Source organism: Bacillus sp. FSL K6-0993, assembly GCF_037977205.1.
Classification (GTDB): domain Bacteria; phylum Bacillota; class Bacilli; order Bacillales; family Bacillaceae; genus Bacillus; species Bacillus subtilis.
In genome coordinates this window covers 218,142-233,814 of sequence record NZ_CP150275.1, presented here as the reverse complement: position 1 = coordinate 233,814, position 15,673 = coordinate 218,142, and the positions used below count along the sequence as shown (strand labels likewise).

Annotated in this window: 16 protein-coding genes; 7 read left to right on the top strand and 9 right to left on the bottom strand. The window is 43.7% G+C overall.

All coding sequences use genetic code 11. The annotated features are described in order from the left end of the window. Nucleotides 1–22: 22 nt before the first annotated feature. The 3 genes from MHH79_RS01320 (at nt 23) to MHH79_RS01310 (ending at nt 2,519) form a co-directional block, all read left to right on the top strand. Nucleotides 23–850 (top strand): AraC family transcriptional regulator, encoded by an 828-nt coding sequence (locus MHH79_RS01320; RefSeq protein WP_181218118.1) that lies wholly within the window; start codon nt 23–25, stop codon nt 848–850. After that, complete coding sequence (locus MHH79_RS01315) at nt 847–1,767, top strand: DMT family transporter (RefSeq protein WP_015382639.1); 921 nt, start codon at nt 847–849, stop codon at nt 1,765–1,767. The genes MHH79_RS01320 and MHH79_RS01315 overlap by 4 nt, the downstream gene beginning before the upstream one ends. 323 nt (nt 1,768–2,090) lie before the next feature. Then, nucleotides 2,091–2,519: a hypothetical protein gene (locus MHH79_RS01310; protein ID WP_309529909.1), complete on the top strand. Its 429-nt coding sequence runs from the start codon at nt 2,091–2,093 to the stop codon at nt 2,517–2,519. A 33-nt stretch (nt 2,520–2,552) separates the two neighbouring features. On the opposite strand, the gene MHH79_RS01305 is transcribed toward MHH79_RS01310, so the two are convergent. From MHH79_RS01305 to MHH79_RS01295, 3 genes are all read right to left on the bottom strand, one after another. Next, a complete protein-coding gene (locus tag MHH79_RS01305; protein WP_340035144.1) occupies nt 2,553–3,803 on the bottom strand; it encodes an MFS transporter in 1,251 nt (416 codons plus the stop codon). Further along, nucleotides 3,800–4,717, bottom strand: a complete 918-nt coding sequence (locus tag MHH79_RS01300) for a helix-turn-helix domain-containing GNAT family N-acetyltransferase (protein ID WP_063335976.1) — start codon at nt 4,715–4,717, stop codon at nt 3,800–3,802. Before MHH79_RS01300 ends, MHH79_RS01305 begins: the two co-directional genes overlap by 4 nt. A 91-nt stretch (nt 4,718–4,808) precedes the next feature. Beyond that, nucleotides 4,809–5,057, bottom strand: coding sequence for a YbeF family protein (locus tag MHH79_RS01295; protein ID WP_063335975.1), 249 nt, complete (start codon nt 5,055–5,057; stop codon nt 4,809–4,811). Nucleotides 5,058–5,344: 287 nt separating this feature from the next. Here MHH79_RS01295 and glpT point away from each other — a divergent pair, with 287 nt between their 5' ends. Continuing rightward, nucleotides 5,345–6,679 carry a glycerol-3-phosphate transporter gene (gene glpT / locus MHH79_RS01290; RefSeq protein ID WP_003246460.1) on the top strand — a complete coding sequence of 445 codons (1,335 nt, stop codon included), beginning with the start codon at nt 5,345–5,347 and terminating at the stop codon, nt 6,677–6,679. A gap of 98 nt (nt 6,680–6,777) precedes the next feature. Next, entirely contained in the window at nt 6,778–7,659 is an 882-nt protein-coding gene (locus tag MHH79_RS01285) for a glycerophosphodiester phosphodiesterase (protein WP_047182005.1), read from the top strand. A gap of 46 nt (nt 7,660–7,705) precedes the next feature. Here MHH79_RS01285 and MHH79_RS01280 read toward each other — a convergent pair whose 3' ends face one another. Then, a complete protein-coding gene (locus tag MHH79_RS01280; RefSeq protein ID WP_309529910.1) occupies nt 7,706–9,325 on the bottom strand; it encodes an APC family permease in 1,620 nt (539 codons plus the stop codon). 267 nt (nt 9,326–9,592) lie between these two features. Between MHH79_RS01280 and MHH79_RS01275 the strand changes: the two genes are divergently transcribed. Continuing rightward, nucleotides 9,593–9,853 (top strand): hypothetical protein, encoded by a 261-nt coding sequence (locus MHH79_RS01275; protein WP_003234883.1) that lies wholly within the window; start codon nt 9,593–9,595, stop codon nt 9,851–9,853. 40 nt (nt 9,854–9,893) lie between these two features. Here MHH79_RS01275 and cypC read toward each other — a convergent pair whose 3' ends face one another. Beyond that, nucleotides 9,894–11,147 (bottom strand): fatty-acid peroxygenase, encoded by a 1,254-nt coding sequence (gene cypC, locus MHH79_RS01270; protein ID WP_021481914.1) that lies wholly within the window; start codon nt 11,145–11,147, stop codon nt 9,894–9,896. Between the two features lie 172 nt (nt 11,148–11,319). On the opposite strand from cypC, the gene blaOXA reads away from it, so the two are divergent. After that, nucleotides 11,320–12,123: a class D beta-lactamase gene (gene blaOXA / locus MHH79_RS01265; protein ID WP_063335973.1), complete on the top strand. Its 804-nt coding sequence runs from the start codon at nt 11,320–11,322 to the stop codon at nt 12,121–12,123. A gap of 26 nt (nt 12,124–12,149) precedes the next feature. Here the strand turns inward: blaOXA and MHH79_RS01260 are convergent, their stop codons facing one another. The 4 genes from MHH79_RS01260 to MHH79_RS01245 all read right to left on the bottom strand — a co-directional run bounded on the left by MHH79_RS01260 (nt 12,150) and on the right by MHH79_RS01245 (nt 15,608). Beyond that, on the bottom strand, nt 12,150–12,341 hold the full coding sequence (locus MHH79_RS01260) for a DUF5370 family protein (protein WP_003234886.1): 192 nt from the start codon (nt 12,339–12,341) through the stop codon (nt 12,150–12,152). Between the two features lie 16 nt (nt 12,342–12,357). Then, nucleotides 12,358–12,606, bottom strand: coding sequence for a sigma-G-dependent sporulation-specific acid-soluble spore protein CsgA (gene csgA / locus MHH79_RS01255; protein WP_063335972.1), 249 nt, complete (start codon nt 12,604–12,606; stop codon nt 12,358–12,360). 111 nt (nt 12,607–12,717) lie between these two features. Further along, complete coding sequence (locus MHH79_RS01250; protein WP_015252942.1) at nt 12,718–14,106, bottom strand: amino acid permease; 1,389 nt, start codon at nt 14,104–14,106, stop codon at nt 12,718–12,720. Nucleotides 14,107–14,423: 317 nt separating this feature from the next. Then, entirely contained in the window at nt 14,424–15,608 is a 1,185-nt protein-coding gene (locus MHH79_RS01245) for a DUF4885 domain-containing protein (protein WP_063335971.1), read from the bottom strand. Nucleotides 15,609–15,673 lie beyond the last annotated feature (65 nt).

The window sequence follows — 15,673 nt, the reverse complement described above, 5'->3', positions numbered from 1 at the left end:
CCACACCGACAGGAGGCATCCCATGCAAAATGAAACCCGCACACTGCAGCTTGACCCACACCTTCATATAGAAGCCTACCGTTTCAAGGGAATTATGCAAAAGTTCCCGAACCACTTTCACGATTATTATGTGATTGGATTTATTGAAAAAGGGCAACGGTATCTGGTCTGTCAGGATCAAGAATATATCATCAATCCAGGTGATCTTCTCCTCTTTAACCCTCGTGACACGCATAGCTGTGAACAGATTGACGGCCGGACGCTTGATTATCGGTGTATCAATGTCATGCCGGATATCATGGAGAAGGCGGTGAAAGAGATTACTGGCGCCGGGCATCTCCCTTATTTCTCCCAGCATGTGTTATTCCGCCATGAGCTGACAGCCAGCCTGCAGGAATTGCATATTTTGATATCCGAGGAAAAACAAGCTTTGCGTAAGGAGGAGCTGTTTCTTCATCTATTAGAGGAGCTGATCCGCCATTATTCAGATGTCACGTTCCTTAGCAGCGTTCCAGAACCATCAGACGAAGTCAAAATGGTTTGTGAATTTTTAGAAGAGCATTATGCCGAAAATGTCACGCTCAATGATTTGAGTGAATTAACAGGTTGGAGCAAGTATCATTTATTGCGTTCATTTACAAAACAAAAAGGCATTACCCCTAATAGCTACATGGAAACAATCCGGATTAATCAAGCGAAAAAACTCCTTGAACAAGGGGTAAGGCCGATTGATGCGGCTTTTCAGACAGGATTCAGCGATCAGAGCCATATGACGAAGTTTTTTAAACGGCAGGTGGGGCTGACGCCGAAGCAATACATGAAGATTTTTGAAAAGGAGCTTCACAGATGAACATACAAAGAGAAACTGCGGGGCATATCGCAGCCATTGTGACCATTCTGATTTGGGGGACGACCTTTATTTCGACAAAAGTTCTGCTGGCTGACTTCTCTCCAATGGAAATATTATTTTATCGGTTTTTGATGGGCTTTATCGCTCTTATCCTCGTCCGTCCCAACATGATTCCTTTCAGGAATTGGCGACAGGAGCTGTTATTTGCCGGGGCTGGTTTATTTGGCGTAACCTTATACTTTCTATTAGAAAATATAGCTCTCACCTATACATACGCATCCAATGTCGGCATGATCGTGTCCATTATTCCGATGATCACTGCGGTTTTGGCCCATTTTCTGCTTGAAGGCGAAAAACTGCGGCTGACTTTTTTCATTGGATTTGGCTCGGCACTGATCGGGCTTTTATTGATTACGTTCAACGGCAATATCGTACTGCGTCTAAATCCGCTCGGAGACATCATGGCTGCCGGGGCTGCTCTCGTGTTTGGCGGATACTCGATATTCATGAAAAAATTAAGCGCTTACGAACACCACATCATCGAGCTGACACAGAGAGTATTTTTGTATGGTTTATTGTTTATGGTTCCCGCTTTATTTTTGTTCGACTTCCATTTTGACCTAAGCCGATTTTCATCAGCTTCAAATATACTCAACATGCTTTTCTTAGGGATTGGCGCTTCGGCCCTGTGCTTCGCCACTTGGAATTACTCAGTCGGCGTGCTCGGAGCCGTCAAATCCAGTGCGTATATATACATGGTCCCGGTTATCACAATCGCCGCTTCCGTCCTGATCCTGCATGAAAACATGACATGGATCGCTCTTCTAGGAGGCGCCCTTACGCTTTTAGGCCTCTACATCTCGGAGATGAAACCGAAAGCGAAGCTGATGGAGAACGGATGTAAAATGGATGCTTAACGGCATCTATACACGGGGTGTATGGGCAGACACAAACGGCGCTCACTGCGTTCCAAATCGACTTTATCAAAATCTACCTACCAGTCTTTGCTTACCGACTGAACTTTATGTAATTCAATAACTCAAACATTGAATACTTAATTTGTACCTTTTTGACGTTGCAATATATAACAACGCTACTTCTGGACTTAAAACTTCGATTACATTTAAAAAAGGCCCTGAAGAAGGGCAGTTGCAGTACTCTTCCGTACATTATTAATAGCCTTGATCTCCATGGGTCCTTTTAGAGGACTCATGGAGTTATTCTTAAGGGAGGATTCTATATGAAAAGTAATATACATAAATATCAGGAGATCACAAAAAAAATAGAAACTGACTTGTACCCTATCAGTCAAAACGATAATGATTTACTTATGTACCTAATGAAACAAGACTCTTTCACACTCAACCAAATGAAAGTGTGTTTAATTGAACCACAGCTCACATTCAAACACACTGTCAAAATCGTATTTACAGTAACATTAATAACGTTATATATTTATTTTTTCAGTTCTCATTATAATGATTTAATAGAAATGGGTGTACAAATGTTTTTTGTGTTAATTGGCCTAATATGGGTATTTGGTGTTTCCCCATTTTCAAGAAAAGTTCAAATTTCTGAACGCTTCAAACAAAAATCCGAAAACACCCGCATAGTCGGTATGATCGACTTCGTATTAGAACAAAAATACAAAAAAAGCATCTCTGAATAATCCCAAATCAGAGATGCTTTCCCTTTGTCCTCATCACTTGTCTACCACAGCCGCACTGTCACGCGTAACCACAGCTGGCTCCCTCAGCATCACATTCATTACGCTCGCAAGCACGAGCATTCCAATCGACAAATAAAAAGCCAGTGTATACTCACCCGTTACCGTATAGATGACGCCGGGCACATACGCACCTAGTGCCGATCCGATCTGATGGGCGAGTGACAGCCAGCCAATCATGAGGCCGATCGAGTAGTTTTGAAAGTACTGGGTGGCGAGCATTTGAGTCGGTGCTACCGTTGCAAAGTCCACTAATCCAAACAGAATCGCAAAGGCTAAAAGCAAGTAAGGCTCGTGGCTGTAAATAAGAATCACGATCGACAGCGCCCGCACCGCATATAAAAAGCACAGGATTTTCCGGCTGCTCCACCGGTCCGCTACAATTCCGGACAGCAAGATGCCAGCAATATTAAAGCCTGCCAGCAGACTGACAGCAGCACTCGTGACTGTCGTTGAAAAGCCATGATCATGAGAAAACGGAATCAAATGGGTATCCATCAGCCCAACGGTCGTAAATCCACAGATCAAAAACGGAAAAATCAAGAACCAGAATTGTCTCATACGAAACATCCCGGCCACTGAAAGAGCTGTTGTTTTGGGTGCTGTTTCTTTTTCTGATGCAGCCAGTCCGCCTATCGGCTCTGTATTCTTTTCTGAAGGATTGTTCCGCAGCATCAGCAGCGCAGCCGGAAAGACAATCACGATTAACAGCAGTCCCAACACCACAACCGTCAGCTTCCAGCTAAACCAATGGATCAACATGAGTGAGCCGGGAACGAGAAGCATTTGCCCCGCTCCAAAGCCTGCTTCCATGATCCCAAAGGCTAGTCCCCGCTTTTTGCTGAACCAATTGACGACCAATACACTTGCCGCCACATTCGATGCTCCGCCCACTCCAAGTGAGACACCCAGCCCATAAAGCAGAAACAGCTGCCAAGGCGAAGTCACAAGGTATGTTAAGAAAATGCTGACTCCTGTCAGTAACGCACTCCATGCCAAAACAGCCCGGGCACCCCATTTGTCCACAAGCCGCCCAATCACAGGCTGTGATATGCCATAAACAATAAAACTCATCGTCGAAATCAGCGAGATGGTGCTTCTATCCATTGAAAATTGCCGTTCCCACGGCTCCACAAACGCACCAAACGACAGCCGCACCCCCTGAACCGCCAATAAGATCAAGAAGGTGACAGAGACGATGATCCAAGCATAATGCAGTCTTTTCATGACAGCTCCAAATCCCACCGTTCTTCTGTCAGCTGCTGTCCCCATAATGGCGCTTCTTGTTTCACTTCACTTATCTTGAATCCAAATTTTTCATAGAGCGGACGAGCCTCAGCCATGGTACTCACCGTCCAAAGGAAAATGCGGTCAAACTTCATGTCTTGGCAGTATGCAACCAGATGCTCCAGCAATTGCGTGCCGAGCCCCCTGCCCCGAAAATCCGCATCAACCAGAAACCATCTGAGCTGGACTGTCTTTTCATCATGCTTGACCAACCCGACAGAGCCGGCAAATTTCCCGCCGCTTTCCGCAATCCATATTTTTTCGATGTCAGCGTCAAATGTCTCCTGAAGATAAGCTAAAAACGTGTCATCCCAACCGTGAGCCTCCGCGTAAAATTGTCTTTGTTTCTCAATAAGGAGTTGTAGATCCTCCGAAAGAAAATAATCTCTAATCGATATCTCTGATGTTCTGGCAGAAAGCGACTGTGAAAGGATCGCTTCAATCTCTGCCATCGCCTCGGTAAGCTTGTGCTGCTCCTTTTGGTTGATTTCCTTCAGCATCAGTTCTACTTGTTCGTTGGCTTTCTCCTCCAGCTTTTTATAAATCATTTTTCCTGTTTCTGTGACAAAAATATAATGGTGGCGGGCGTCATCTTTGCTCCTCTGTTTATAGATCAAATCTTCTTTTTCAAACTGCTTCACAATCCTGCTGACATATCCCCTGTCAAGCCCCAGTTTATCCTGAAGAGCTTTTGCCGTACAATTAGGCGTATTATAAATCTCAAATAAAATCCGTGTTTCTGTTAAGGAAAACGGGCTGTCGTAAATGTGCTCATTAAGAAAACCAAGGACGTTTGTATAAAATCGATTGAACTTTCTGAATTTTAACCCAACAGATGATTCTCTTGTTTTCAAATCAATCCCCACTTTCTAATATTATTGACTAAGGCAATTATAATCACATATAGTTGCTTTAGTCAACGATATGTTAGAAAGTGAGGTCTTTTTAATTTCCTGATTCCTTCCTTTTCCTTACCACAATCAATGTGATATAGGATAAAGCCAGAGAAACCAAGCTATAGACAACAGCCCATCCCAAAAATGATTCATTAAAAATGGTAAAGGTGAGCACAAGAGAAATCACCAAACTAAGCATTGGCATCAGATACGGTTTTTTACAAATACAGGTCCCGACAATCGATAGCAGCATAATTCCTAACGGTAAAATAAAGAATGCGATATCTAATTCATCCACCTTTAAACAGCCTCCCTCCAGATTTTTATGTTACTAGTAAACTTCATTTAGTAAAAGGATAATATTTACTTCCCTAAGGCCCAATTTGAAAATTACCCGTTTACATTCGCTCCGGACTATGATAATTTAAGAAAGCGCTATCATGATAAGTTAATAGCTTGGATGGAGATGAGGAGAGCCAGAAATCCAACCCCTTTTGACAAGGGGTGTTTTCTGGCTCTTTTTGTTTTTTGGGAAAGGAGGCACGCCACACATCCAGCACAAACAGCAAAGGGGGATAATTGTTAATGCTTAATATATTTAAACCGGCTCCTCATATTGAGAGACTGGATGATTCAAAGATGGATGCGGCATACAAACGGCTCAGGCTGCAAGTATTCATTGGTATTTTCATTGGCTACGCAGGCTACTACCTGCTGCGGAAAAACTTTGCCTTTGCCATTCCTTATCTGCAGGAACAGGGATTTTCGAAAACAGAACTAGGTTTGGTGCTGGCCGCTGTGTCCATTGCGTACGGCTTCAGCAAATTCATCATGGGAATGGTGTCTGACCGCTGTAATCCGAGATATTTTCTGGCGACAGGCCTATTTTTATCAGCAATCGTTAATATTCTATTCGTTTCAATGCCTTGGGTGACTTCGAGCGTCACCATCATGTTTATTTTTATGTTTATCAACGGATGGTTTCAAGGAATGGGCTGGCCGCCATGCGGCAGGACGATGGCCCATTGGTTCTCCATAAGTGAACGCGGCACAAAAATGTCGATCTGGAATGTCGCCCATAACATAGGCGGCGGTATTCTTGCTCCGCTTGTCACTCTTGGGATCGCGATGTTCGTCACTTGGAAAAGCGTGTTTTTCTTCCCTGCCATCATCGCCATTATCATTTCATTTTTAATTGTTTTATTGGTTCGTGATACGCCTCAATCCTGCGGACTCCCGCCAATTGAAGAGTATCGGAATGACTATCCAAAACACGCTTTTAAAAATCAGGAAAAAGAATTAACAACAAAAGAAATTCTTTTTCAATATGTGCTGAACAACAAATTTCTTTGGTACATCGCTTTTGCCAATGTATTTGTTTATTTCGTGCGGTACGGCGTGGTTGACTGGGCGCCTACTTACTTAACAGAAGCCAAAGGCTTTTCTCCTGAAGACTCGCGCTGGTCGTATTTTCTTTACGAATACGCAGGCATACCGGGAACGATCTTGTGCGGCTGGATCAGTGACCGATTCTTCAAAAGCCGCCGGGCACCGGCAGGCGTTTTGTTTATGGCGGGTGTTTTCATTGCCGTATTGGTGTACTGGCTGAATCCGGCCGGCAATCCGCTCGTAGACAATATCGCCTTAATCAGCATTGGCTTCTTAATCTACGGACCTGTTATGCTAATCGGCCTGCAAGCGATCGATCTAGCACCGAAAAAAGCAGCCGGAACTGCAGCCGGTTTGACCGGATTTTTCGGATACATCGGCGGATCCGCTTTCGCAAACGCCATTATGGGCTTTGTCGTTGACCGTTTTAACTGGAACGGCGGCTTTATCATGCTGATCTCATCCTGCATTCTTGCCATCGTCTTCTTGGCTTTGACGTGGAATACAGGAAAACGGGCAGAGCATGTTTAAGAAAGACACATAAAAGATTAATAGTTTTCCAACACGCCGTTTACATCCGTTTTTTAATATGAAAGACAGGTAGTGCTTATCTATAAGGAGGAGAAATCATGAGAAAAAATAGAATACTGGCCTTGTTTGTTCTGTCGCTGGGCTTACTCTCATTTATGGTAACGCCAGTGTCGGCAGCGTCAAAAGGAAACCTGCTGTCACCTGACCGTATCCTGACCGTCGCGCACAGAGGGGCTTCTGGATATGTGCCTGAGCACACGATTCTGTCTTACGAAACCGCTCAGAAAATGAAAGCTGATTATATTGAATTGGATCTGCAAATGACAAAAGACGGGAAATTGATTGTCATGCATGACGAAAAACTGGACCGTACCACAAACGGAACGGGCTGGGTGAAAGACCATACGCTCGCAGACATTAAGAAGCTTGACGCCGGTTCTTGGTTTAATGAAGCCTATCCGGAAAAAGCAAAGCCGCAGTACGTCGGCCTTAAAGTTCCTACATTAGAAGAGGTATTAGACCGTTTCGGAAAGCACGCGAACTACTACATTGAAACAAAATCGCCTGACACCTACCCAGGTATGGAAGAAAAACTGATCGCTTCTTTGCAGAAACATAAATTACTGGGGAAGCATTCTAAGCCTGGCCAGGTGATCATTCAATCGTTCAGCAAAGAAAGCCTGGTAAAAGTCCATCAATTACAGCCAAACCTGCCGACCGTTCAATTGTTGGAAGCCAAACAAATGGCGTCAATGACAGATGCTGCCCTGGAAGAAATCAAAACATACGCTGTCGGTGCGGGCCCGGATTATAAAGCTTTAAATCAAGAAAACGTCCGTATGATCCGCAGCCACGGCCTCCTGCTTCACCCTTACACAGTCAATAATGAATCTGATATGCATCGCCTCCTTTATTGGGGCGTAACAGGAGTGTTCACCAACTATCCTGATCTTTTCCACAAAGTAAAAAAGGGTTATTAAACGAAAAAAACCTTGCGACAACTATCGCAAGGTTTTCTTCTATATTTTATTCTTTTCCGGCAGCAGCTTCTGACTGTCCATTATGCAGCTGAGAATTTATCTCTTTCGCATCCTTTAAGTATTCTGTCTGGTAGCCGCTCTTCAGCGCCCACACATAGAATACAAGTGATACCATCGCAATCAGAACCATATCCCAGCCATAATGAATGACATTCAGGCCGCCGAATTTATCACTGCCCAAATAAGAAATGACCATCATGGCCAGCAGATAAAACACCATCCAGACGCCGGCTTTAAAGTTCCGGCCAAACCCTTTCCATTTCGCCTTCGCCTGATAATAGAAATAAATCGGAAGACCGATCAGGATAATAAACAGAACCTGTCCTGTTAACGGCCAGCGTGCCCAATACAGCACCAGTGACGCAAAGATAAATCCAAGCGGCGCAATCACGCTTAAGCCTTTTAAACGAAGAGGCCTGTACAGGTCTTTCCCCGTCCGTCTCAATGTCATCACTGTGATCGGGCCGGTGATATAAGAAATTAACGTAGCAACGGAAATAATTTCCGCTAATACGCCCCACCCTCTGAACAGGAACAAAAAGATGAACGACACAATCAAGTTAAAGAACATTGCTTGTCGCGGAACGCCGTAAATCGGATGAAGCTTCCCGAATATACTCGGCATGTATTTGTTTTTTTCCATTCCGTAAATCATTCGGGACGTTGTCGCCGTATACGTAATCCCTGTTCCAGACGGTGATACAAATGCATCTGCATATAACACAATAACAAGCCAGTTAATATTCAGCGCAATCGCCAGATCAGCAAAAGGAGAATTAAAATTCAGATGGCTCCAGCCGTGAGCAATATCAGAAGGATTCACCGCTCCGATGAAGGCGATCTGCAGCAGGACATAAATCACTGTTGCAACGAAAAGAGAGCCGACAACCGCAATCGGAATTGATTTCCCCGGATTTTTTGCTTCTCCCGCCATATTAATTGGGCTTTGGAAACCATTAAACGCAAAAACGATACCTGAAGTGGCAACCGCCGTCAGCACACTTGCCCAGCCATTCGGCGCAATGCTTTGACCGCCAGTAAAGTTTTCTCCGTGGAATCCGACAAACAGCAAAGCTCCAATCGTAAGACCCGGAATAATAATTTTAAAAATCGTAATTAATGAATTCGCTTTCGAAAATAGATTGACTGTCCAGTAGTTCAGCAGAAAATAAATGAGAAGCAATACAGAGGCAAATGCTAGTCCTTCCCCAGTCAGCGTTCCATTCTTCACCAAACCGCTTGTCCATTTCGCCCATTCCCAAGGCCAAGAACTCATATATTGAACGGAGGCCACCGCTTCAACCGGAATGACGGACACAATCGCAATCCAGTTGGCCCAGCCCGCAATAAAACCGATAAACGAACCGTGTGAATATTGCGTATATTTCACCATTCCCCCCGCTTCAGGGAACATAGAACCTAGTTCACTATAAGAAAGAGCAATAAATAAAATGACGACCATTCCAATAACCCATGAAATAATAGCAGCTGGCCCTGCTATTTGAGCCGCACGCCAAGCCCCGAACAGCCAGCCTGAACCGATCATCGATCCGAGCCCGACCATCATGAGGGAAAACGTTCCCATTCTTCGATGCAATTGATTCATATCGTAAACACCTTTCATGTATGATGACATTCTCTTGCTAATTATATTATTATTCTGATTACTTTACTTTGTCAATATTTATCGAATTTTGACTGAAACTATAATAAGTCAATGTATATTACCTTCCAATACAGGAATGAAGTCACTAGTTTCTTCTTAAATGGAATTTACTGTGAACCCCAATGATAAAAACACAATAGGTTTAGCTATTTCCAAAACGGGAATGATACAGGAAACACTATTCTTAAAATAGAAAGGAGTATCACCATGAAACAAAAGCTGTTACTTTCAGGTCTCGCTGTTTCAACTGTCGGCATCACTTCTTATCTATTAAAAGACCCGTCAAATCGCCAAAAGGCAAGAGAATTCATTCACAGCATGAAGATGAAAATAACAAAACAGCCAGACATGGAAACGTTCCCAGTCGATAAAGCCGGCCACCCGGACCCGCAAGATATCGAGGACAACAAAATGGTATCAGAGGGCTCCATGTATCCCGTCCAATACTACGATGAAAAAAAGAAGTAATCAAAAAGCTCTCTTCGATAAAGGAAGAGAGCTTTTTAATTTAACTTTTTCGTCTGATTCCGCTCATTACAAAGCCGCTTTCAGGCAATGACGGCATTCTGGCGAGACTGTAATGCAGTGATTGTTCCGGAACATCGTATTCAATCTGATGGACGAGGAAATCCAGGCTCGCTTTCATGACTTCAATTGTAATGCCTTCCCCTGGACAGCGGTGGCCTTTCTCGGCGTGCCCCCCGCCTTGAGGAATCATATCAAACGGATTTTCTTCCCGCTCCGCAAATCGTTCCGGTCGGAATTCATCGGGATGATCCCATAGACGAGGGTCGTGGTTCGTTCCATATACATCAAGCAGCACCGATGTGCCCTTCTTAAACTCACAGTTATTCCATACAAAATCTTTTTTGACAAGCGCCCCTAAAAATGGGCCGAACGGATAATATCTGCGGACCTCCTGCACAAACATTTCTCTTTCCCGGCTGTTTCCAGACCGCAGCCATTCCTTATATTTCGGATGCTCATGAAGCGCCAAAGCTGAAAACACAAGAAAGTAAGAAATGGCGACAATAGGCCGCAATACATTAATCAGCTCAATGGCTGCCATACGGGAATCCAGCTGGCTTCCATCTTCTTGTGTGTGAAAAGCCATTTCATGCAGCGCTGTTCCGGGAGTCGTTTTCAGCAAGCCGGCACGAGCATCTTCAATCATGACTTCAATCCACTCTTCCGCACGCGGCCTTGCTCTTCTTCCCTTCCAATGCCGCGGTCCCACAGCACCGAACGCATCGACCATGTCAATGAAGTCATCCGCTCTCTCTTTGACTTCCGTTTCCTTCAACGGAACACCTGCCCAATAGCACGCTACCCGGCACAGGATTTCTTTTGCTTCTTCAAATAACACAACCTCATCTGCCTTCTCCCATCTTGTGACTGCTGCTTTCCACTCCTCTGTCATCAACTCAGCCAAACGTTTTTGATGCGGCGGTGTCATCAATGACAGAAAAAGCATCTTCCGATGGATATGCGCGCTGCCATCCATTCCCTGAATCGCATTAACACCAAACAGCGATTTCTGCACCCGCTTAGGCAAAGCGTTCTGCCGCTGGAATCGATCCGTATCATAAAACACCTTCGCCGCCTCAGCGCCAGTCATGCAAATAAAGTTTTTTCCCAACAAACGGGCCTGAAACAGATCTGAATTGTAGCGCTCTGTTCTGTTTTTAATAAATAAATACCCTTCCTTCAGCAGTGTCAGACTGTTATCGAGACTTTTGTCATGTGGAATCTGCTCATTCATCCGCTTACCCTGCCTTCCTTTTTACCCTCTATTTTCACGTTATCTTCCGACTATAAACCCAGTAACAGTATTTGTTTACAAAACCAAATTTAAGCGCTTTTTGATTATTTTTTAAAGGAAGAACAAACGAAATAGAGAAAAGGTAGTTAATCAAAACGAAGGGGAGAACAAAATGAAAAAATGGATATATGTTGTGCTTGTGCTGAGTATTGCAGGGATCGGCGGCTTCTCCGTCCACGCAGCATCATCTGCTCATGAAAAACACTTGAATGTCAGCAGAATGAATGTCGATGACGAATTCAAGGATACGGATGGAACCTTCATTCTTCACGATTTACAAAAGGATCAGACATTTGTCTATAACAGAAAACGGGCAAATCAAAGACAAACTCCGCAATCCACCTTTAAAGTCGTGAACGCTTTAATCGGTTTGCAGGTCAAAGCTGTAAGAGATGAATACGATGTTAAACGATGGGACGGGGTCAAGCGTGAATTCGAATCATGGAACCGCGACCATACGCTTGGCTCGGCCATGCGCGAATCCGCAATCTGGTATTATCAGGCATTAGCGAGAGATATCGGCGAGGAAAGAATGAAAACATGGCTTCATACACTATCTTACGGCAACGAGGATATCAGCGGGGGAATCGACCAGTTTTGGCTGCAAAGCTCGCTCACAATATCTCCGCTGGAACAAGAAACCTTTTTGGAGAAACTATTTAAAGAGGAGCTTCCATTTGACAAGCCGGTAATGAAAACCGTCAAGCGCATGATGATTCAAGAGGAAGGCGATCATTACACGCTCTACGGGAAAACCGGAACCCGCCTGACAGATATGGGATTAGGATGGTTTGTCGGATTCATCAAAACAGAGCATGGCTCTTATGTCTTTGTCACCAATGTCGATGATTCCGGCACAAAAGCCAAAAACATCACCGTGGATATCCTGAAAAAGTATGGCCTGATCAGATCCTAAATAAAAGAGCCCTGCACGGCAGGGCTCTAAATCTCATGCTCAAAACAATAATGATTCACAAGCTCTTCAATCAAATCATGATCGGGATATTCCCCGTTAAATTCAAATTCGATTTCTTCCACAAATTCTCCTTGATGGTACACATGGATGGCTCCGTTTTGACGGACAACGCTAAACTCCGGCTGAAATGTATATCCGCTTCGTTCAATTGCTCCCATTTCTTTCCCGCCTTTCTCAAAGCAGTAATTCATACACCTCGTTTAATTCCTTGGCCCGTTTTTGATCCTGTTCATTCTGGGCATACTTAATTTCTTTTTCTAATACTTGGTTCAAAAAAGACATTTCATTATCATCTAAGTCTTTTACAAATTCCTCTTCATTTGCATAACGCTTCGCCAGCATCTTCTTGCAAATACGCTGGCAGACTTCATTTTCTAGATGATTCGAAAGTGATTCGCGCAAATAACCGAGTGTAACATCCATTTTATGAACACCTTTCCTTCTGCTATCTTTACCCTATAGCTTGCTAAAATAGGGAAAATCCATACGTGAAAAATAAAAAAAGAGACATCCGTGAATGTCTCTTTTTTATCGTTATTCAGCTGCTTGTTCGCTTTTTGTCAAATTGGCCTGCGTGCGTTTGCCAATCCCAAACACATAATAACTAATGACCACAAGCGCTAAGAAAATCACGCCTACAATCAGGGAGATACGAGTATCATCGTTAAACCACATGCCAACCAGAACCATCAGCAAGAAAGCAATCGTCAAATAGTTTGTAAAAGGAGCAAACGGCATTTTGAATGGATGTTTATCTAATGCAGCACCCTTCGCTTTTCTGAATCCGATATGGCTGATCAAAATGATAAACCAAGGAATCATCCCTGGGAGCACGCTTGCGCTGTATACATAGACAAAGATCTTCGGCGGCGCGATATAGTTCAGTACAACACCGACAGCCAAACCGATCAGCACCGCAATTGTGCCATACAGCGGCACACCATTGCGTGAAATCTTCTTAAAGAATTTCGGTGCTTGTCCATTGACACCCAGTGTATACAGCATGCGGCCCGCGCTGAAAATACCGCTGTTACAGCCGGACATTGCAGCAGTAATCACGACAAAGTTAATTATGCCGGCCGCTGCCGTAATTCCGATTTTCGAGAACGTAGACACAAACGGACTTCCGAGTGAGTTGAGCTCATCCCAAGGATATACCGTCACGATCACAAAAATAGCGCCAATGTAGAAAATCAAAATACGCCAGATAATACTTTGAATCGCATTTCTTAGCGTGTTTTGCGGATCCTTCGCTTCACCCGCTGTAATCCCGATCAGCTCAACTCCTTGATAGGCCGCAATGACAAGAGACAGTGCAAAGAAGAAACCTGAGAAACCTCCTGCAAAGAAGCCCCCGTGAGACCACAGGTTCGACAAACCGATCGCATCTCCGCCGTTGCCAAAACCGAAGAAAATAATTCCGATTCCCGCAATAATCATCAAGATAATCGTGACGATTTTAATCATCGCAAACCAAAACTCAAATTCCCCAAACGACTTAACAGAAATTAAATTCGCCGCACCAAGAATCACCATTGCCACGATACCAGGTATCCAAGCAGGCAAATCCGGGAACCAATACTTCATATAAGAACCGACAGCGATAATTTCTGACATGCCGACGATAATCCACTGGAACCAGTTGCTCCATGCTGTTATATAACCTGCCATCGGATGAATATATTGATGGCCGAACGTCGCAAAAGAACCTGTGCTCGGCTCGACATACAGCATTTCACCCATCGCACGCATAATAAAAAAGATAAAAATTCCGCATATTGCATAAGCCAGAAGGACAGATGGGCCAGTCCATGAAATCGTGCTGGCAGAACCCATAAACAAGCCAACACCGATCGTACCGCCCAAGGCGATCATCTGAATATGGCGCGCGCCCAGGCCCCTCTTTAATTCTTTATTTGCCACTCCTCTTCCTCCTCCTAACAAAATACTCATAAATGAGAAAACAGCAGACCTGCTTGCCTTCACATGAATCAGTGATAACAATCAGAAAATTCAAACTTAAAATTGTTATATAATCTCCTAAATTACTTATTTCATCATAATAAATTTCTCTGGAAAATACAATTGTTTTTTTCAGGTAAACACCTTTGTTCAGAGTTTTGAATCGTTCACTTCTTTTAAAATCTTTTATATAAAAATAATAAAATTATTTGAATATTGGGATTAATACATCCCTTAGATTCTCATAAAAAATAAGCTGTTCTACATGAACAGCTTACCTAATAATTCACACCCGTTTGACGCTTTAATGCTTCAAGCCACCCGGTATCTCCAGTCCCGTAGCTCTTGCTTTGTCCCACATCTCTCAGAGATCCATTGCTGTAATCAATTGAGAGGATGAAATCCGGAATGGCATTATACCCGGCTTCCGCGATTTTACTGAGCTCTGAACGATAGTAAGATATAGCATAAGAAGCCGTTTGTTTCTGCACTGGATCTTTTTCAAGCTCTTCCTTATATACATCTATTAAGTCACGTCCCTCAGGCGTGACGTACCGCCCATCAATCACTTCTAAATCCTTCAAATGGTAGCCTGTGACTTCGTACATCTCACGAGCTGCCTGATACTTTTGATAGGCCTTTTCGGAAAATTGTGTCGAATCACTGCTTTGGCTTTTCATGATGTGTAAAAATAGTTCTTTGCTGTTGTCTCCAGATTGCAGCACTTGCTCAATTTGCTTGATCAGATCCTGATCGTCTGTCCCGCGCACCAGCACCTGATAGTCAATCGGCGTAATCGTAAACGTCAGCTCTGTCCCCTCTGGAATATGAATATGGTTTCGATTCAACAGCACTTGCAGCTGCTGGTTAACCTGTCCCCGCTGATACACCTTTTCATTCTCAACTTCCACTTCCCCATGAAATGTGACATTCCGAAACGCAGCATCCTGAAGGTTATAGTTTTGCGCCTTCCCTTTGAATAACCATTCTGTTTCATTATCGTAAGCGGCCTGTCTTTCTGCAGCTGACAGATCACTTCTGAAATAAGGAGACTTTGAATTTTGGTACTTATCCTTAATATAGCCTAATGGATCAGACTTTGTTTTGTTAATCGCATTCATCCTGCTGTATTTTTCATCTAGTATTTTGATTCTGATATCACTCTCAGATTCATAGGGGTTTTGGGATTGAATCACTGTTTCTTCCCCTGTGTCTGTCACTGTTCGATCATTCGCTGATTGATACACTTTGCTGAACGTCCCGCTGTTTCCCGACACGCTGGTTTTAGAATAATTGAACTGATTGATTCCCCCAGTTGAAGATTGTGACTTAAGCCTGCTGTATGCCTTTTCCAGAACTGCCGCTGGATTTTCAGTCGCATTCTCCCGTTTGGCAGGCGCATTCTTGCTCAATATGTTCTGTGCCATCAGCTGAGTGCGGATAAATTGCCGATTCAGACGCATTGAATTCCCTCCCGAGTATTCTCTCTTATTCTTTTTTATCGGCAAAGATAATGTATATATTAACC